Genomic DNA, 19,443 nt, shown 5'->3' with positions numbered 1-19,443 from the left:
CATCTGTAGCCGAATTGTGATGTAGCGCAATATTCGCCGAACCGCGTGGGGTACGCGGGCGTTTTCTTGTCGCGTCACCTATCTTCCTGGCGTTTCGCTGACCCAATGCGCCCAAATCGCCCAGTTCGCGACGATGTAGCTACCAAAATCACGACCCGCCAACGGCGTTGGATGTGAAACAAATCCAACTCGTCGGCAATCCGCCCGTTCTAACGCTCCGAATCTAAAGGCGTAGATCACGTCCGTGGTCGGCGCCTGCGCGCCGACTGTGTGGCGATGCACGTGGAGTTGCTTCAACAGCGGCAGAACGGAGTGATTGATGAGTTCATTGGCCACGGATCGCGTCGACCAATGTTCATCCGGCGAATTTTCGGCACAACCGTTCGTTTTGTCGCCGGCGCAAACGGCGCTCTGGTACGCGCAGCGGATTCGCCCGGATGTGCCCTTGACCATCGCCCAGTACGTGGAGATCCACGGTGACCTGGATGTCGGGCGGCTGCTCTACGCCATCGAGCGGTTCGGCGCGGAGACCCAGGTCGGGCAGGTGCGCCTGCGTGAGATCGACGGAATCCCGCATCAGCTGGTCGATTCCGCCCGCAGGCCGGGCTGGGCGCGGGTCGATCTGCGCCACGAGGCCGACCCGCACGCCGCCGCGCTGCGCTGGATGAGCGAGCACGCCAGCTCGCCGATCGATCTCGAACGCGATCCGCTCAGCACGAATGTGGTGCTGCGGACCGGGGATTCGGACTACATCTGGTACGCCCGTGCCCATCACATCGTGATCGACGGCTACGGCGCGATGAACGCGCTCACCCGCACCGCGGAGATCTACACCGCGCTGGAGAACCACACCGAGCCGGTCGCCTCCCGGGCGACGCCGCTGACCGAGATCTACGCCGACGAGGTGCGCTACCGCGACACCAGCCGGTTCCGCGCGGACCGCGACTACTGGCTCGAGCAGCTGGCCGGGGCCGGCGAGCCGATGAGCCTCAGCGGCGTCACCGTCACCGCGGCCAGCCACGACGTCGGCCGGCGCACCGCCACCGCGGTGCTCGACGACCGCGCCCAGTCCGCGGTGGACACCGCGACCGCCGCGTTCGGCACCGCCAACTCGGCGCTGTTCGTCGCGGCGCTGGGCGCGTACGTGCGCTCGGTGACCGGCAATCCGGATGTGGTGCTCAGCCTGCCGGTCTCCGCGCGCACCACGGTCTCGCTGCGCCGCTCTGCGGGCGTGATCTCCAACGTGGTGCCGATCCGCTTGCGGTTCACCGCCGAGACCACCGTCGCCGACGTGGTCAAGGCCGCCGAACTCCAGATCACCGGCGCGCTGCGCCACCAGCGTTACCGGCACGACGACATCCGCCGCGACTGCGGCTACTCCCGGGACGCCCGCGGCTTCTTCGGCCCGATGGTCAACATCATGCTGTTCCACAACGAGCTGAAATTCGGCAACCTGGTCGGCTCGCTCAACGTGCTGGCCACCGGGCCCGTCGAGGACCTGTCGGTCAACCTGTACAACGGCGTCGGCAACCGCATCCACGTCGACTTCGAGGCCAACCCGCGGCTCTACAGCGAGACCGAGGTGGCCACCCACCACGACCGCTACCTCGACTTCCTCACCCGCTTCCTCACCGCCGCGCCGGACACTCTCGCCGAGACGCTCACCGCCATCACCGCGGCCGAACGCACCCGGGTCCTGCACGACTGGAACGCGACCGAAACCCCGCCGCACACCGGCACCCTGGCGAGCCTGTTCGCCGAGCGCGTCGTGAGCAGCCCCGACACCATCGCCCTCGAATTCGGCGACGAGGCACTCACCTACGCCGAACTCGACGACCGAGCCAACCGTCTCGCCCGCCTGCTCATCAACCGCGGCGCCGGACCGGAGCGGGTGGTCGCGCTGTGCCTGCGCCGCAGCCTCGACCTCGTCGTCGGCATGTACGCGATCGCCAAGACGGGCGCGGCCTACCTGCCGTTGGACCCCGAGCACCCGGCCGAGCGCATCGAGCAGATCGTGCGGCAGGCGGCACCGGTCTGCGTGCTGACCGCCGAGCGCGACGAACTCACCCTGCCGGTGAACCGGCTCGCCGTCGACACCGTCGACCTGTCCGGCTACGCCGGTACCCCGATCACCGACGCCGACCGCACGTCCGCGTTGCGCGCCGACCACCTCGCCTACGTGATCTTCACCTCCGGCTCGACCGGCAAGCCCAAGGGCGTCGGCGTCACACACGCCGCGATCGTCAACCGGTTGCGCTGGATGCAGCACGAATACCCGCTCGATCACACCGATGCGGTCTTGCAGAAGACCCCGGCGACCTTCGACGTGTCGGTCTGGGAGTTCTTCTGGCCCTTGCAGATCGGCGCGCGCCTCGTCGTCGCCGAGCACGACGGCCACCGCGACCCCGGCTACCTCGCCCGGCTGATCACCGAAAAGCGGATCACCACCGCGCATTTCGTGCCGTCCATGCTGTCGGTCTTCGTCACCGACACCGACGTGCGCGGCTGCACCGCGCTGCGTCAGGTCTTTTGCAGCGGTGAGGCGCTGCCTGCCGCGACCGTCCGCGACTTCCACGCGGCGTTGCACGGCCCCGCGCTGCACAACCTGTACGGCCCGACCGAGGCCGCGGTCGACGTCACCTACTGGCCGTGCCCGGCCGACCCGGCGAGCGTGCCGATCGGCTCACCGGTCTGGAATACCCAGACCTACGTGCTGGATTCGCGCCTGCGCCCGGTGCCGCCCGGCGTGGTGGGCGAGCTGTACCTGGCCGGCGTGCAACTGGCCCGCGGCTACCTCGGCCAGCCGCGGCTGACCGCGGATCGCTTCGTGGCCAACCCCTTTGCCCCCGGCGTCCGGATGTACCGCACCGGCGACCTCGCCCGCTGGCAGCTCGCGACCGGTCGCCCCGGCGTGCTGGAATACATGGGCCGCAGCGACTTCCAGGTCAAGATCCGCGGCCTGCGCATCGAACTCGGCGAGATCGAGGCGGCGTTGCTCGCCGACGACCGCGTCGCCCGGGCGGTCTGCGTGGCCCACACCGGACGCAACGGTGACGAACTGGTCGCCTATGTCGTCGCGGTGCCCGACGCCGAGGAGTACCGCCCGGCGGTTCCGTCCGCCGGCGCCCCGCATCCGGTGTCGCGGATCGACACGGCCGCGCTGCTCACCGCGCTGCGCCGCACCCTGCCCGCCTACATGGTGCCGTCCGCGCTGATGGAGCTCGACGAGCTGCCGCTCAGCGCCAACGGCAAGATCGACCGCAAGGCGCTGCCCGCGCCCGCGGTGGGCACCCGCTCGGCCAACAGATCGACCGCCGAGCCGCGCACCGAGGTGGAGCGCGTGCTGGCCCGCATCTTCGCCGAGGTGCTCGGCACCGACGACATCGGCGTCGAGGACAGCTTCTTCGACCTCGGCGGCAACTCACTCATCGCCGCCCGCGCGGTGGCCAGGATCAACGCCGCCCTCGGCACCGGACTGACCATCCGCGACCTGTTCGAGGCGTCCACCATCGCCGCGCTCACCCAGTGCTTCGCCACCCACACCACCGACGTCGCCTCGCCGAAACTCGTTGCGGCCGAACGTCCGGAGCGAATCCCGCTCTCGCTCGCACAGCAGCGGCTGTGGATCCTCAACCGGTTCGCCGAGCACGCGGCGGCCTACAACATGCCGCTGGCCGTGCGGATCCAGGGCGCGCTCGACGTCGAGGCGCTGCGCGCCGGCCTGGTCGACGTGATCGAGCGGCACGAGAGCCTGCGCACCACCTTCCCGGAGTCCGCGGACGGTCCGTGCCAGCTCATCCACCCCGCCGCCGAGATCCCGCTCACCCTCGACCCGATCGACGCCACCGGCGCCGACGTGGCCGCGCTGGCCACCGAATTCGCCGGCTACGGTTTCGATCTGCGCATCCAGGCCCCGGTGCGGGTGGCGCTCTACACCACCGGACCGGACAGCTGGGTGTTTCTCGTTGTGCTGCACCACATCTGCGGTGACGGCTGGTCGATCGCGCCGCTGGCCAGGGACCTCATGATGGCGGTATCGGCACGCACCGAGGGCGCGGCGCCGCAGTGGACCCCGCTGCCGGTGCAGTACGCCGACTTCGCGCTGTGGCAGCGTGAACTGCTCGGCAACGAATCCGATCCGGCCAGCGCGCTGAGTGGCCAACTGACGCACTGGCGTTCGGCACTGGCCTTGCTGCCCGACCAGCTCGACCTGCCGCTGGACCGCCCGCGACCGATGCGCCGCGCCACCACCGGCGGCCGGGTCGAATTCACCATTTCCCCCGAAATCCGCCGCGCCGCAGGTGAACTCGCGGCCACCCGGGGCGTGAGCATGTTCATGGTGCTGCACGCCGCGCTGGCCACACTGCTGTCGCGACTGTGCGCGAGCACCGACATCGCCATCGGCACCCCGATCGCGGGCCGCTCCGACCCGGCGCTGGACGAGCTGGTCGGCATGTTCGTCAACACCCTGGTGCTGCGCACCGAGGTCGACCCTGCCGCAGGCTTCGACCGGATGCTCGACGTGGCCCGTGAGACCGACCTCAACGCCTTCGCCAACGCCGACGTGCCGTTCGAGCGGCTGGTCGAGGTGGTCAACCCGGAACGCTCCGCCGCCCGGCATCCGCTGTTCCAGGTGATGCTGTCCTACGACCGCGCACCGGATCTGCGGGTCGAGCTGTCCGGCGTGCAGGCCGAGGTGCTGCCGATCGTCTCCGACATCGCCAAGTTCGACCTGCAACTGGTGGTACACGACGACACCTCCGACGGTCCGTTGACCGCCGAATTCGGCTACGCCACCGACATTTTCGACAAATCGACGGTCGAGTCCTTCGCCCGCCGGTTCGTCGCCGTGCTGAACGCGGTGGTCGCCGCGCCGAGCATGCCGATCGGCGACCTGACCATCCTGGACCGCCGCGAACTCGCCAACCTGGTGCCGATCGCGGGCTCCCCGGCCGAGCCGTTCAACACCCTGGCCCGGCTGCTCACCGACACCGCCGAACGGCTGCCGGACGCGATCGCGGTGCGCTACCTCGGCATCGACACCACCTACCGCGAGCTCGACGAGACATCGAACAAGCTGGCCCGCGCGCTGATCGAGCACGGTGCGGGCCCCGAGGTGGTCGTCGCCATCGCGCTGCCGCGCGGCCTGGACGCCATCACCGCGGTCTGGGCGGTCGCGAAAACCGGTGCGGCGTATGTGCCGATCGATCCCGGCTACCCGGGCGAGCGGATCGCGCACATGATCACCGACTCCGGCGCGCTGCTCGGCCTGACCGACGCGGAATGCCTTGCGGCCATGCCGGAGTGGCCCGCGCCGCGGGGCAGGCACCGCAAGCATCAGGTCGACTGGCTGGTGCTCGGCTCCGAGGAGCTGGCCGCCGAATCCGTCGCCTACTCAACCGATCCCATCACCGATGCCGACCGGCACCATCCGCTGTGCACGGTGCACCCGGCCTACCTCATCTACACCTCGGGCTCGACCGGCACGCCGAAGGCGGTGATCATCACCCACGCCGGGCTCGCGTCCCTGGCGCACGAGCAGATGCATCTGTTCGGCGTCTCGGATTCGGCTCGGACCCTGCACTTCTCCTCGCCGAGCTTCGACGCGTCGGTGCTGGAACTGCTGCTCGGCTTCGCCGCGGGCGCGACCATCGTCGTGGCGCCGGCCGGGCTGTACGGCGGCACCGAACTCGCCGCGTTCCTGCGCGACGAGCGGGTCACCCACGCCTTCGTCACCCCCGCCGCGCTGGCCACCGTGCCGACCACGGGGCTGGACGAGCTCGAGGCGGTCATCGTCGGCGGCGAGGCGTGCTCGGAGGAACTGGTCGAGACCTGGTCGGTCGAGCACCGCATGCACAACATGTACGGCCCGTCCGAGGCGACCGTCGCGGCCACCGCGACCGGTCCGATGGTGCCGGGCCGCCCGGTGCCGCTGGGCAGGCCGATCCGCGGCATGCGGCTGTTCGTGCTGGACGGACGACTGCATCCGGTGCCGCCGGGCACGCCGGGCGAGCTGTACCTGTCCGGACCCGGCCTGGCGCGCGGCTATCACGGGCGATTCGGCCTTACCGCGCAACGGTTCCCGGCCAACCCGCACGGCCGCCGCGGCGAGCGGATGTACCGCACCGGCGACCTGGTGGTCGTCGAAACGGGCGGGCAGCTGCGCTTCCTCGGCCGGGCCGACGATCAGATCAAGATCCGCGGGTTCCGCATCGAGCTGCGCGAGATCGACCACGTGCTGCGCGAGCACCCGGGCGTGAGTTTCGCGCTCACCATCGTGCACACCGACGAGCAGGGGCAACCGCGACTCGCGTCCTATGTCACCGCCGACGAGCCGGTGGACGCGGCGGAGATCGTCGAGACCGCGCGGCAGCGGCTGCCCGGGTACATGGTCCCCGCCTCGGTCATCGTGCTCGACGAGCTGCCGGTCACCCCGGCGGGCAAGCTGGATCGAAAGGCGTTCCCGGAACCCGTTTTCGCCGCCATCGGCTCCTCGCGCGCGCCGAGCACCGAGCTGGAGATGCGGGTCGCGGGCGTGTTCGGCGACATCCTCGGCCGCCCGATCACCGGCGCGGAGGACAGCTTCTTCGACGTCGGCGGTAACTCGCTGCTTGCCACCCGGCTCGCTGCGGCGCTGCACGCGGAGTTCGGCGTGGACCTGCCGGTGCGGGTGATCTTCGAGGCGCCCAGCATCGCCGGCGTCGCCGAGCGGCTCACGGAAGCGCCCCGGACGCAGCGGTTGGCGCTGGCTGTGCAGACCACGCGTCCGGGACGCATTCCATTGTCGCTGCCGCAGCAGCGACTGTGGTTCCTCAATCGATATTCTCCCGAATCGAGCGCATATAACATCGCTTTCGTTATCCGAATCGCGGGAGATTTGGATGTGGCGGCCCTGCGGGCGGCGCTCACCGACGTGGTCGAGCGGCACGAGGTGTTGCGGACGGTCTTCCCGGAGGACAACAACGGGGCCCAGCAGTCGGTGCTGCCGACTTCGCGCGCTCTGCCGACGATCGATCCGATCGATCTCGACGACGCGGCCGCGGCGACGGCATTGCGCACCCTCGCGCACACCGGTTTCGATCTCGTGCGCGACACCCCGCTGCGAACGACGTTGCTGCGCACCGGATCCGAGCGCTACCTGCTCGGCATCGTGGTGCACCACATCGCCGCCGACGGCTGGTCGCTCGGCCCGCTGACCCGGGACCTGGCCGCCGCCTACGTGGCGCGGCACGAGGGCGCCGCACCCGCCTGGGCGCCACTTCCGGTGCAGTACGCGGACTTCGGGCTGTGGCAGCGCGCCTGCCTCGGCGACGAGAACGATCCGGGCAGCCTCGCGGGCAACCAGCTGGCGTACTGGCGCACTGCGCTGGCCGATCTGCCCGACGAACTGCCGCTGCCATATGACCGGCCGCGCCCCGCGGAACCGACGCAGCGGGCGGGCGCGGTGAAATTCACCGTGCCCGAACCGGTCCAGCGCGCGCTCGCCGACCTGGGCAAGGAGCAGGGCGTCAGCATGTTCATGGTGCTGCGCTCGGCGCTTGCCGTGCTGTTGCGCTCGGTGACCGGCGGCCGCGACATCGTGATCGGCACGCCGGTCGCGGGCCGCACCGACACCAAGCTCGACGAGCTCGTCGGCATGTTCGTCAACACGCTGGTGCTGCGTTCGGACGTCGATCCGGACCGCACCTTCGCGGGCCTGCTGCGCGCCGATCGGGACACCGAGCTGGCCGCGATGGCGCACGCCGACATCCCGTTCGAGCGCATCGTCGAGGAATTGGGCCGCGAGGCACGCAGTTTCGGCCGTCACCCGCTGTTCCAGGTGGCCCTGAGCGTGCAGGACGGACCCGTCCCGGTGCTGGAGCTGCCGGATCTGGCGTTGCGCGCCGAGGAACTCGACATCGCGCTGGCCAAGTTCGACCTGGAGCTGCGGGTCGCGCACATCGGTTGCGACGCCGGTCCGGGCGAGCCCGGTCAGGCCTTCGAATTCGTCTACGCCGCCGAGCTTTTCGACGAGTCCACGATCCACACCCTGGCCGACCGGTTCCTGCGGGTGCTCGCGGCGGTCACCGCCGATCCGCGAGTCCTGGTGCGCGACATCGACGCTCGCACCGAGCGGGAGCGGCGCCTGTTCGCCCCCGCGACCGGCGGCGCGACCATGCCGCAGTGCACGTTGTCCGCGTATTTCACCGCCACCGCGCACATGCATCCGCAGCGCACCGCGGTGCAGTCGGGCACCACCACGCTCACCTACGCCGAAGTGGACCGCCGCTCGAACCGGCTGGCACGCGCCCTGCTCGCGCGGGATATCGGGATCGGCGACCGAGTCGCGCTGGGGCTCACCCGATCCGTCGAGTCGGTCGTCACGCTGCTCGCGGTGGTCAAGTCCGGCGCCGCGTTCGTGCCGGTCGACCCGAACTACCCGGCCGACCGGGTGCGGCACATGCTCAGCGACGCGGGCTGCTGGGTCGGCGTCACCGTCACCGAGCACGCCGACCGGCTGTACGCGGCCGCGCTCGACGGCCCGTCGACCGACTGGCTGCTGCTGGACGAACCCGATTTCGCCACGGAGCTGGACACCTACGACGACGCACTGGTCGACGACCTCGACCGCCTGTGCACCATCGAGGCGGCCGATCTCGCGTACCTGATCTACACCTCCGGCTCCACCGGAAAACCCAAGGGCGTCGCGGTCACCCACGCCGGACTGTCCAACTTCGCCGACGAGCTGCGCGACCGCATGCGGGTCGACCGCGACTCGCGCACGCTGCACTTCTCCTCGCCGAGCTTCGACGCGGCCATGCTCGATCTGCTGCTCGCGGTGGGTTCCGGTGCGGCCATGGTGATCTGCCCGCCGGAGGTCTACGGCGGCGACGAGCTGGCCGCGCTGCTGGAACGGGAGCGGATCACCCACACCTTCCTCACCCCGGCCGCGCTGTCCACCATCGACCACGACCGCTGGCCGCTGCCGCACCTGCGGGCGCTGATGGTCGGCGGCGAGGCGTGCGCGCCCGACCTGGTGGCCCGCTGGGCGCCGGGACGGGCCATGTTCAACGGATACGGACCGACCGAGACGACCGTCGTCGCCAGCATCGCGACGCTCACCGCGGACCGGCCGGTCACCATCGGCACCCTGGTCCGCGGCGCGCGGGCGCTGGTGTTGGACGAGCGGTTGCGCCCGGTGCCGGTCGGCGTGCCCGGCGATCTGTACCTCGGCGGACACGGCGTGGCCCGCGGGTACTTCGACCGATTCGGGCTCACCGCACTGCGTTTCGTGGCCGACCCGTACGGACCCGCGGGCGCCCGGCTGTACCGCACCGGTGACGTGGTGCGCTGGAACGGCGCCGGCGAGCTCTGCTACCTCGGCCGCAGCGACCATCAGGTGAAGGTGCGCGGCTTCCGCATCGAGCTCGGCGAGATCACCGCCGCGCTCGGCGAGCATCCCGGAGTGCGGTTCGCGCACACCGAGGTTCGCCAGATCGCGGGCGCGGACCGGATCGTGTCCTTCGTCCAAGCCGCCGACGAGCACGCAGGTGTGGATGTGGAGGCGGTGCGCGCCCATCTGGGCGCGCAGTTGCCGTCGCACATGGTGCCGACGAGTATCACCGTGCTGGAACAGATTCCGCTCACCCCGGTCGGCAAGCTGGACACCGCCGCGCTGCCCGAACCGCAGCTCGTCGCCGACGTCGCCGCGCGGGCGCCGCAGACCGAGTCCGAACTGCTGGTCGCCCGGGTGATGGCGGATCTGGTCGGCGTCGACTCGGTGAACGCCGACGACAGCTTCTTCGACATCGGCGGAAACTCGCTGCTGGCAACGCAACTCGTCGCCCGGCTGGCCGCGGCGACGAATATCCGGCTCGAAGTGCGCACCGTGTTCGCCGCGCCGAAGGTGTCCGCGCTGGCCGCGCTGCTCGACTCCGGGCCGACCGGCTCGGACGCGCGTCCGGCGCTGGTGCGACGCCACCGGCCCGAGCGGATTCCGCTGTCGGCGGCGCAGCGCCGGCTGTGGTTCCTCAACCGGTTCAACGGATCCGGCGAGGCGGCCGAGCAGACGGCGGGCGCCTACAACGTGCCGGTCGTGCTGCGGATGAACGGCAAGCTCGATGTCGACGCGCTGGTGATGGCGTTGCATGCCGTGCAGGCCAGGCACGAGACGCTGCGGACGGTGTTCCCCGAGACGAACGGCGAACCGGCCCAGCAGGTCCTCGATCTGGCCGCCGCCGCGATCACGCTGTTCGTCGCGACGGTCACCCCGCACGAGGTGGACGATGCCGTACGGCGTTTCGCCGCACCGGGATTCGACCTCGCGGGCATGGTGCCGATCCGGGCCGCGCTGATCTCGGTCTCGCCCGACGGCGACACCGGCGTGCAGAACCCGGCCGAGGTGTCCGACGAGCACGTGCTGGTCCTGGTGGTGCACCACATCGCCATGGACGGCTGGTCGCTCGAGCCGATGGCGCTCGACGTGGCCACCGCCTACCGGGCGGCCTGCGCCGGACGCACGCCGGAGTGGTCCGAGCTCACCGTCCAGTACGCGGATTACACCCTGTGGCAACAGGACACGCTCGGCGTGGAGAACGACGCCGACTCGGTGCTGAGCCGTCAGCTCGCCTACTGGCGGCGCACCCTGGACGGCAGCCCCGAGCTGCTCACCGTGCCCGCCGACCGGCGGCGTCCGCCGATGCCGTCCTACCGCGGCGGACTGGTCGAATGCGCGGTCGACGCGAGCACCCACCGGGAACTGCACACCGTCGCGACCAGCAACAACGTCAGCATGTTCATGGTGCTGCACGCCGCGCTCGCGGTGCTGCTGCACCGGATGAGCGCGACCGACGACATCACCGTCGGCACGCCCATCGCCGGCCGCGGTCACCCCGCGCTGGACCGGCTGATCGGCATGTTCGTCAACACGCTGGTGCTGCGCACCCGGATCGATCCGGATGCCCGCTTCACCGACCTGCTGCACACCGTCCGCGACACCGACCTGGACGCGTTCGCGCACGCCGACGTGCCGTTCGAGCGGCTCGTCGAGGTGCTGAATCCGGCGCGCTCGCAAGCGCATCACCCGATGTTCCAGGTGATGCTCTCGGTGCAGAACCAGCCGGTGCGCGGGCTGGATCTGCCCGATCTGCGGATCGAGGCGGCCGACGTGGACACCGGCATCGCCAAGTTCGATCTGCAATTCACCCTCACCGAATCGCAGACGCCCGAACGCGATCCGGCCGGCATCACGCTGTCGGTGAACTACGCGAGCGATCTGTTCGACGAGCAGACCGCGCTGCTGCTGGGCAAGCGCCTGGTCCGGCTGCTGGCTGCGGTAGCCGCGAATCCGACTACCGCCGTGGGAGATCTGGAGCTGCTCGATCCGGCCGAATGGTCCGGGCTGGCTCCGGTGCGCGGTGCGGAGGCGGACCGTCCGGTCACCTTCCCGGAGGTGTTCGAGGCGGCGGTGAACGTCGACCGCAAGGCGATCGCGTTGCGCTCGCAGGACACCCAGGTCAGCTACGACGCGCTCGACCGGTGGACGAACCGGCTGGCCCGCGTGCTGATCGGGCGCGGCGTCGGGCCGGAAACGCTGGTGGCACTGGGTATTCCGCGTTCGGTCGAATCGGTGGCGACGGTGCTCGCGGTGGCCAAGGCCGGCGCCGCGTTCGTGCCCGTCGACCCGCTGTACCCGGCCCACCGGATCGAGCACATGCTGTCGGATTCCGGTGCGGCGCTGGGCATCACGCTCGGCGACTACCGTGCTGAGCTGCCCGGCGGCGTGGACTGGATAGTGCTGGACGACGCGCACTTCCGCGGGCTGGTGCTCGACTCGTCCGACGCGCCGATCACCGCCGCGGAGCGCACCGCACCGCTGCGGATGGACAACCCGGCGTACGTGATCTACACCTCCGGCTCGACCGGCACGCCGAAGGGCGTGGTGGTCACCCACGGCGGCCTGTCCAACTTCGCCGCGGAGACCGCGCAGCGCTTCGACGTCCGGCCCGGGTGCCGCGTATTGCATTTCGCGACACCGAGTTTCGACGCGGCGATGCTGGACCTGCTGTTCGCGCTCGGCGGCGCGGCCACCCTGGTGATCACTCCGCCCGGCGTGGTCGGCGGCGACGATCTGGGCCGGGTGTTCATCGACGAGGCGATCACGCACGCGTTCATCACCACCTCCGCGCTCGGCACGGTCGACCCGGCCGGCGTCACCGAGCTGCGGCACGTGCTGGTCGGCGGCGAGGCGCTGCCGCCGGACCTGGTCACCCGCTGGGCGCCGAACCGCAACCTGTACAACGTGTACGGGCCCACCGAGACGACCATCGTCACGGTGATCGGGCAGCCGCTGACCCCGGGCGGGCCGATCACCATCGGCGGGCCGATCCGCGGGGTCAGCGCGACCATCCTGGACACCCGCCTGCACCCCGCGCCGGTCGGCGTCACCGGCGAGCTGCATCTGTCCGGTGCCGCGTTGGCCCGCGGCTACCTCAATCGGCCGGGTCTCACGGCGCAGCGGTTCGTCGCGAGCCCGTACGGCAAGCCGGGGGAGCGGATGTACCGCACCGGCGACCTCGTGCGCTGGTGGTCCGGGACGGGTTCGCTGGCCGCGGGGCGCAGCACGGGCTCGGGACGCGAGATCGAGTACGTCGGCCGCACCGACCATCAGGTCAAGATCCGTGGCTTCCGCATCGAACTCGGCGAGATCGACGCGGCGCTGTCGCGGCACGGTGCGGTCGAGTTCGCCACCACCATCGGGCATCGCACCCCCGCGGGAACCACCGCGCTGGTGTCTTATGTGAAGGCGCGCAACGGGATCACCGCGACCGAACTCACCGAGCACGTGGCCGAGCTGGTGCCGAATTACATGGTGCCGCAATCGATCATGCTGCTCGATCGGGTGCCGCTCAGCCCGGTCGGCAAGCTGGACCGAAAAGCGTTGCCGGAACCCGTGTTCGCCGCCGCCGAGGGCTACCGCGCGCCGTCGACACCGACCGAGTCGGCACTGTGCGCGGCCTTCGCCGCGGTGCTCGGCCTGGAATCGGTGGGCGCCGACGACGGGTTCTTCGAACTCGGCGGCAACTCGCTGCTGGCCACGAAGGTGGTGGCGCAGGTGCGGGCCAACGGCCTCGACCTGCCGGTGCAGCTGATGTTCGGCGAGGCGACCCCGGCCGCCATCGCCGCCCGGCTGGACGGGGCAGGCGCGGGCATCGCGGCGGCGCTGGGACCGGTGCTGCCGATCCGCCCGAACGGCGCCGCGGCCCCGCTGTTCTGCATCCATCCCGCGATCGGGCTGGCCTGGTGCTACTCGGGTCTGCTCGCGCACCTCGCGCCGGACCGCCCGGTGTACGGGTTGCAGGCGCCGCATGTCGCGGGGGAGGACGGCTTCGCCTCGATCGCCGAGGCCGCCGGACAGTATGTCGCCCATATCAAGTCGATCCAGCCGGTCGGGCCGTACCACCTGCTCGGCTGGTCGCTCGGCGGGTTGATCGCGCACGAGGTCGCGGTGCGCTTGCAAGACGCGGGCGACGAGGTCGCCCTGCTGTCGATGATGGACAGCTACCGGCTCTCCGATGCCTGGCTCGAACACGCGATTCCGAGCGTGGCCGAGATCATCGAGGAGTTCGGCAGCGGCCAGCTCGACACCCCGATCGACCCGGCGATGAACCTGCGCGACGCGGCAGAGCTGCTGCGCGCGCGGCCGGGACCGTTCGCGGCGCTCACCGTCGAGCACCTCGAACGGCTCTACGCCGGTTACACCAACGGCACCCTGCTCGCGCACGGTTTCCGGCCTCGGGTCTTCGACGGTGACGTGCTGTTCTTCACCGCCGCCGCGGACGAGATCAACCGGGCCGATCCGGAGCGCCGCGCGGCCGCGTGGCAGCCGTTCGTCACCGGCGCGATTGATGATCATGAGCTGCCGTGCAGGCACTCGGCGATGACCGCACCCGAATCGCTGGCCGCGATCGGTTCGGTCTTACGTCGCCGGCTCGACGGCGATCCCGAGCTGCCGACGCTCAAGCGGAGCAAGAACGGCTCGCGATCCGACAAGCCTGCCATCGGGATCAGGAAGAAGGAGAAGCAAAGGTGATGCAGGGGTCCGCCGACAGACCGGCCGCGATCGCGGCGCTCGGGGAGGTAAACCAGTGAGCTTGGCAGTAGAAGTCCACGGCCTGGTGAAGAGCTACGGCAAGATCCGGGTACTGGACAACATCGACCTGCAAATTCCGACCGGCACCGTGATGGGGCTGCTCGGGCCCAACGGTGCGGGCAAGACGACGACGGTCCGCATCGTCACCACGCTGCTCAGCCCGGACGCCGGATCGGTCCGGGTGGCCGGGGTGGACGTGCTGCGCAATCCGGGTGCGGCACGGCGGCGGATCGGTCTGTCCGGGCAGTACGCCGCCGTGGACGCGAACCTGTCCGGATACGAGAACCTGCGCATGGTGGCCCGGCTGTACGGGATGTCGCCGCGGCAGTCCACCATGCGCGCGATGGAACTGTTGAGCGCGTTCGGCTTGGAGCACGCCGCGGACCGCCGGGCCGGCACCTACTCCGGCGGTATGGCGCGGCGGCTCGACCTGGCCGGGGCGCTCGTCGCCCGACCCGCGGTGGTGGTGCTGGACGAGCCGACCACCGGGCTCGATCCGCGCGGCCGGCTCGACATGTGGCGCGTCATCGGCGAACTCGTCGACGACGGCACCACCGTTCTGCTCACCACGCAGTACCTGGAAGAAGCCGATCTGCTCGCGGATCGGATCACCGTGATCGACCGCGGCCGGGTGATCGCGCGCGGATCGGCGGACGAACTGAAGATGTCCATCGGCGGTGACCGGCTCACCGTCACCCTCGCCGCCGGGCAGGACGTGAAGCCGGCGCTGACCGTGCTCGCCCAGGTCGGCATCGGCGAGCCGAGCCACGAGGCCGACACCAACGAGGCGTCGATCGTGGTCGGCGACGGCTCGCGCACCATGGTCGAGGCGTTGCGCCGGCTCGACGACGCGGGCGTCTGCGTGGTGGACGCCAATGTCCATCGCCCGAGCCTGGACGACGTATTCCTTTCGCTCACCGGCACCGCGGCCCGCGATTCGGCCGAGCGCCAGCCAGAAACCGATGACGTAACAGAGGAGATTCTCTCGTGAGTGAGCGTAGCGAACGAACCAAAGACCCAGTCGCCCTTGCAGGCACGACGGAACCGAGCGCCAGCGAGGTGCAGTCGTGACTGCCGTGGTCGATGCGCCGAAAATGCAAGTGGCTCAGCTGGAATCGGGGCCGCAGTTTCGGATCTTCCGGGATAGCGCGATCGTCGCGCACCGGAATCTGCTGACCATTCTGCGGGTGCCGACCTTGTTGGTGACCGCGACTATTCAGCCGTTGATGTTCGTGTTCCTGTTCGCCTATATCTTCGGCGCATCCTTGGGCGGTAGTCAGTATCGCGAGTTCCTGTTGGCCGGAATCTTCACGCAGACAGTGGCTTTCAATGCGGCGTTCACCACGGTTGGGCTGGCCAGTGATTTGCAGAAGGGCATCATCGATCGGATGCGCACGCTGCCGATGTCGCGGCTGGCGGTGCTGATGGGGCGCACGTTGTCCGATCTGGTGGTGAACGTGCTCAGCGTGGCCGTCATGGTCGGCTGCGGTTACGTGGTCGGCTGGCGGATCAACGGCGGAATCGCCGACGCGGCACTGGCTTTCGGGGTGATCCTGCTCTTCGCGTTCGCGATGTCCTGGGTCGGTGCGCTGACCGGTCTGCTGGCGCCCAACGTCGAAGTGGCGCAGAGCGCGGGACTGATCTGGCTGTTCCCCCTGTCGTTCATCTCGTCGGCTTTTATTCCCGGCCAAACCCTTCCGGGTCCGCTGCGCACCATCGCCGAGTGGAATCCGATTACCGCGGTCTCCGCCGCGGGGCGCAAACTCTTCGACAATGACGCCCCGCCCTCCTTCGGGCACCCCACGGGGTGGGCCGCCGAGCACTGTGTCGGATACGCGATCGGCTGCTCACTCGTCATCCTGGCGGTCGCGGTTCCGCTGGCGCTGCTGCGCTACCGGAAGGTGGCCAGCCACTAACCCCAGATCGCCTTGTAGAGCGTTTGCAGCGCGGCCCGGCCCTCGGGTATCGGCGCGGCCGTCCAGATGTGGATCATCTGCGGGGCCTCGTGGTACTCGAGGTGGGTGCCGGTGAACGACTTGGCCGCGAATTTGCGGGCCTGGCAGTTCAGGATGTCGTAGGTGCCGCTGAACAGCAGGACGCGGCCGAGGTGGTCGTTGTCGCCGAGCATCGGGCTCACGCGGGCGTCGGTCACGTCCAGGTCGCCTTGGTACAGGCTGCCGAAGTAGCGGCATCCTTCCGGGCTGAGGAACGGGTCGAGCGGATCGATCTCCGCCATCTCCGGATCGCTGTAGCGGTTGTCCAGCACCGGCACGATCAGCGCGGTCAGCTGCGGATTCGGCACTCCGCGGTCGCGCAGGATCTGCGCGGCCGACAGCGTGATCGTCGCGCCGACGGAGGTACCGAGCAGCGTCACTCGCTCGGGACCTTCGTCGGCGATCAGCTTCGCCGCGATGTCCGCGATCATGTCCGGGATGACCTCGCCGGTGCCCTCGGGCGCCAGCGGGTATAGCGGAATGACCAGGCGCGCCGCGGTTTCGGTGATCACATCCGCGCAGAGCTGCCAACTGTCCGGCGACATCCGCAGCACGAAACCGCCACCGTGGGTGTACACGACGGTCCGCTCGGGCGCCCGGTCCCGCTCCGTCGCCGTATAAACCACCCACACATTGCCGCGCACATCGGTGGTGACCTCGGTATCGACCGCGAACTGCTCGGTGAATTCCGGCGGCGGCTCCTTCGCCATCGGAAACTGCCGCGTCATCTCCACCGCGGCCTTCGCCGCCTCGACCGTCACCACCATCTGCTTCACCCCCGACTGCCAGATCTGCTCGGCAAACTCCCGAGCCTCGTGACTCACATCGATCTCCCGCGCCATTCCCTTGCCTCCCCACGCGCACTGCGACGATCCCGTTGGTCGCGCCAGACCCTAAGTACCCCAGCCGATCTCCCCCGAACCCTCCACCGCAACCCGGATCCCGCAGCGTCTCCGCCGCACCGCCAGCCGCAGATCCGCACCCTGACTCGGGATCCGCACCGACTCTAGGGCCCTATTCCAGGTGCGGATCCCGAGTCAGGGTGCGGATTTCGCGGACTGGGGGTACGCGAAAGGCCGCCTGCATCTTTCGATGGAGGCGGCCTTTTCGGGTGGTGAGCCCTTAGACGCGGCGGCGGGTTTTGAGGAGGTCGAGGCGCTCCTTGAGGAGCTCCTCGAGCTCTTCCTTGCTGCGGCGCTCCAGGAGCATGTCCCAGTGGGTGCGCGGGGGCTTGACCTTCTTGGTCTCGACGGTGGTGCCCTCGATCAGCATGCCTTCCTGACCGTTGCGGCAAAGCCACGTCGGGGGGATCTCGGCGTCGTCGGCGAACGGGACGTCGAACTCTTCACCGTTGTCGGTGCGGTACCGGGCGATCCGACGTGGAGCCAGGTCGTGGTCGCGATCGGTCTCGTAGCTCACCGCTCCGAGCCGACTGCCCCGGAGTACGCGATCTGCCATGGTGTGCCTCTCCCTGTGTGCTCGAGTCTTGTTGCTGCGACCGTACGAGCGTGTGGTGCTCGCTGGACCTTATGTGCAACGAACGGGCCTGCGCCGATAGTTCCCGACGGGCCGCGGAACCGTTCCATTGTAGTGCCAACGGCGCGCCGAGCTCGCCGCGCCCGGCGTCGGGCGGTTCTCGGGGGTCGCTGAGCGGGTTCCGGGCGTCGAGCGATTAAGGTTCTGCGTCATGTCGCGCCGCTTGCTGTCCCGCTAGGGGGTGTGTTCCATCTCTGATCGTCGTCACTCTCGTCAGCTGTCCTGCCTGTGGTGTGGGCGGGAGATCGTGGAGTCGGAGGCCGGGCGTCGTCGCCGGTACTGCCGACAATCCTGTCGCCAACGCGCCTACGAGCACCGCAACAGTTTGAAGGGGACCGGGATCCCCGACGACTCCGTCGTGCTCAGCGCCCAGGAGGCCGCCGACCTGGCCGACCGCTGGTTCGCCGCCCGCTGCGCCGCCGAGGACGTCACCACCGCCATCGAGGAAGGCGCCAGCCCAGACGAGCTGGCCACACTCGGCAAAACCTTGCTCGAGCTGACCAGAGACGCCGAACGCCTACGCTGACCGGCACGTCCCCACAGCGACCTGCATCGGCGCCGCCCACCTCCGCCCAGTCGACTACCGCTGGCAGACAACCGACTTGACGTAAGAACCGTGCTCTTGACGCATGTTGCAGCGTCAGTCGAGAACACGGTTCCTACGTCAAGTGAGCTTGGGCGGTTACTGGCGGCCGCGGATTGGGTTGGGTGTGGGTAGGGGAGTGGGGGTTGGGTCTGTGGTGGTCGGTTCGGGATCTGGGGTTGCGCGGGCTTGCCAGTAGACGAGGCCGAGTAGCGCCAGGACACCTGTGGTCAGGCCGGCGAAGGCGGTCAGGGTGGTGGGGTCCGGGTGGATCAGGGACTGGGCGCGCATTGCCTGGGTGAATGTGATGGCCAGGAGGCCGGTGTAGCCGAGGGCGAGGACGCCGATCACCGCGGCGCGGGTGCGGTCGGCGCGTAGCCAGGGGTAGCGCGGGGCCAGCCAGGCCAGGACGACGACGGCCAGGAGTAGCACCTGGATACCGTGCAGACCGATGAAGTGCGGGACGCGGAGGTCGCCGCCGATGGTGCTCCAATGGGTGATCGGCAGGCCCGGGGCGGCGTCGCGGGGCGACAGGTCGCGGCTGGCGGGGTCGATCACGGTGTGCCCGGCAACCAACTCGACTACCTTGCCGTCGGCATCGCGGACCAGTTGCTTGCCGGTGAAGCCCATCAGATAACCGAGCATCATCCCGACCACCGCCAGGAACAGTCCGGCATGGATGGCCCGCGCAGTCGGCCGGTCCACCAGCCGCTGCCAGGACAGGATCAACACGATGATCAGGTTCGCCAGAAACAGCCCAGGCACCCCGGACTGGAACACCTGCTGGCCGATCTCGTTCCACGCGTCGGTCTCGTTGTTGAAGTGGCTGAACGTGCCGCGCGCGGCCTGCATCGCGATGAACCCGACATCGAGGAAGCCGGTCACCGCGAATACCGTGCCGAGCCACCATGTCGCGCGACTTCCCTTGTGCGGCAACGACAGCAGCCACGCGAGCGTGAGCCCGTACAAAGCGAACGCGAGCCCGAACTTCATCGGTTTCAACCAGACCGACTCGCCGAGCAGCATGCGATCGTCCACGACCATCGCCACCAGCGAGAACACGACGAGCCCGGTCATGGTGAGCGTCATCCACTTCAGCGGCCGATGCAACCGAGCGGCGGCCTCGGCGACCACGCTACTGCGGCGATGCCGCGCCGAAGACCGACTGTCGAGCGCGGCGGAATGTGTTGTTGGCATGC

Annotated in this window: 8 protein-coding genes; 4 read left to right on the top strand and 4 right to left on the bottom strand. The window is 69.5% G+C overall.

The window, feature by feature from the left end:
• Positions 1-78: 78 nt before the first annotated feature.
• The gene (locus tag AB0M22_RS23825) at positions 79-453 is read right to left on the bottom strand and encodes a hypothetical protein (protein ID WP_364732016.1); all 375 of its coding nucleotides are present in this window, start codon (positions 451-453) and stop codon (positions 79-81) included.
• Here AB0M22_RS23825 and AB0M22_RS23820 point away from each other — a divergent pair.
• From AB0M22_RS23820 to AB0M22_RS23810, 3 genes are all read left to right on the top strand, one after another.
• The gene (locus tag AB0M22_RS23820; protein ID WP_364730743.1) at positions 440-14,071 is read left to right on the top strand and encodes an amino acid adenylation domain-containing protein; all 13,632 of its coding nucleotides are present in this window, start codon (positions 440-442) and stop codon (positions 14,069-14,071) included. The two genes, AB0M22_RS23825 and AB0M22_RS23820, sit on opposite strands and share 14 nt — an antisense overlap.
• A gap of 55 nt (positions 14,072-14,126) precedes the next feature.
• Entirely contained in the window at positions 14,127-15,122 is a 996-nt protein-coding gene (locus tag AB0M22_RS23815; protein ID WP_364730741.1) for an ATP-binding cassette domain-containing protein, read from the top strand.
• Between the two features lie 142 nt (positions 15,123-15,264).
• On the top strand, positions 15,265-16,047 hold the full coding sequence (locus AB0M22_RS23810; RefSeq protein WP_364731938.1) for an ABC transporter permease: 783 nt from the start codon (positions 15,265-15,267) through the stop codon (positions 16,045-16,047).
• Here the strand turns inward: AB0M22_RS23810 and AB0M22_RS23805 are convergent.
• Together AB0M22_RS23805 and AB0M22_RS23800 are read right to left on the bottom strand one after the other, a co-directional pair.
• Entirely contained in the window at positions 16,044-16,967 is a 924-nt protein-coding gene (locus tag AB0M22_RS23805) for an alpha/beta hydrolase (RefSeq protein WP_364730738.1), read from the bottom strand. The genes AB0M22_RS23810 and AB0M22_RS23805 overlap by 4 nt on opposite strands.
• A gap of 280 nt (positions 16,968-17,247) precedes the next feature.
• Positions 17,248-17,583 (bottom strand): RNA polymerase-binding protein RbpA, encoded by a 336-nt coding sequence (locus AB0M22_RS23800; protein WP_040731279.1) that lies wholly within the window; start codon positions 17,581-17,583, stop codon positions 17,248-17,250.
• Between the two features lie 268 nt (positions 17,584-17,851).
• Between AB0M22_RS23800 and AB0M22_RS23795 the strand changes: the two genes are divergently transcribed.
• The gene (locus tag AB0M22_RS23795; RefSeq protein ID WP_364731936.1) at positions 17,852-18,187 is read left to right on the top strand and encodes a hypothetical protein; all 336 of its coding nucleotides are present in this window, start codon (positions 17,852-17,854) and stop codon (positions 18,185-18,187) included.
• 156 nt (positions 18,188-18,343) lie between these two features.
• Here the strand turns inward: AB0M22_RS23795 and AB0M22_RS23790 are convergent, their stop codons facing one another.
• Complete coding sequence (locus AB0M22_RS23790; RefSeq protein WP_364730735.1) at positions 18,344-19,441, bottom strand: hypothetical protein; 1,098 nt, start codon at positions 19,439-19,441, stop codon at positions 18,344-18,346.
• Positions 19,442-19,443 lie beyond the last annotated feature (2 nt).

The sequence above is a fragment of the Nocardia sp. NPDC051756 genome (genome assembly GCF_040681495.1).
Classification (GTDB): Bacteria; Actinomycetota; Actinomycetes; order Mycobacteriales; family Mycobacteriaceae; genus Nocardia.
Note: the sequence above shows the minus strand (reverse complement) of the source record. Positions and strands in the feature narration are given on the sequence as shown.

Bases quoted from the DNA above. Each gene is read 5' to 3' on its own strand.
- AB0M22_RS23805 (WP_364730738.1), bottom strand. From the start codon at position 16,967: ATGGCGCGGGAGATCGATGTGAGTCACGAGGCTCGGGAGTTTGCCGAG.
- AB0M22_RS23790 (WP_364730735.1), bottom strand. From the start codon at position 19,441: ATGCCAACAACACATTCCGCCGCGCTCGACAGTCGGTCTTCGGCGCGG.
- AB0M22_RS23800 (WP_040731279.1), bottom strand. From the start codon at position 17,583: ATGGCAGATCGCGTACTCCGGGGCAGTCGGCTCGGAGCGGTGAGCTAC.
- AB0M22_RS23825 (WP_364732016.1), bottom strand. From the start codon at position 453: ATGGTCAAGGGCACATCCGGGCGAATCCGCTGCGCGTACCAGAGCGCC.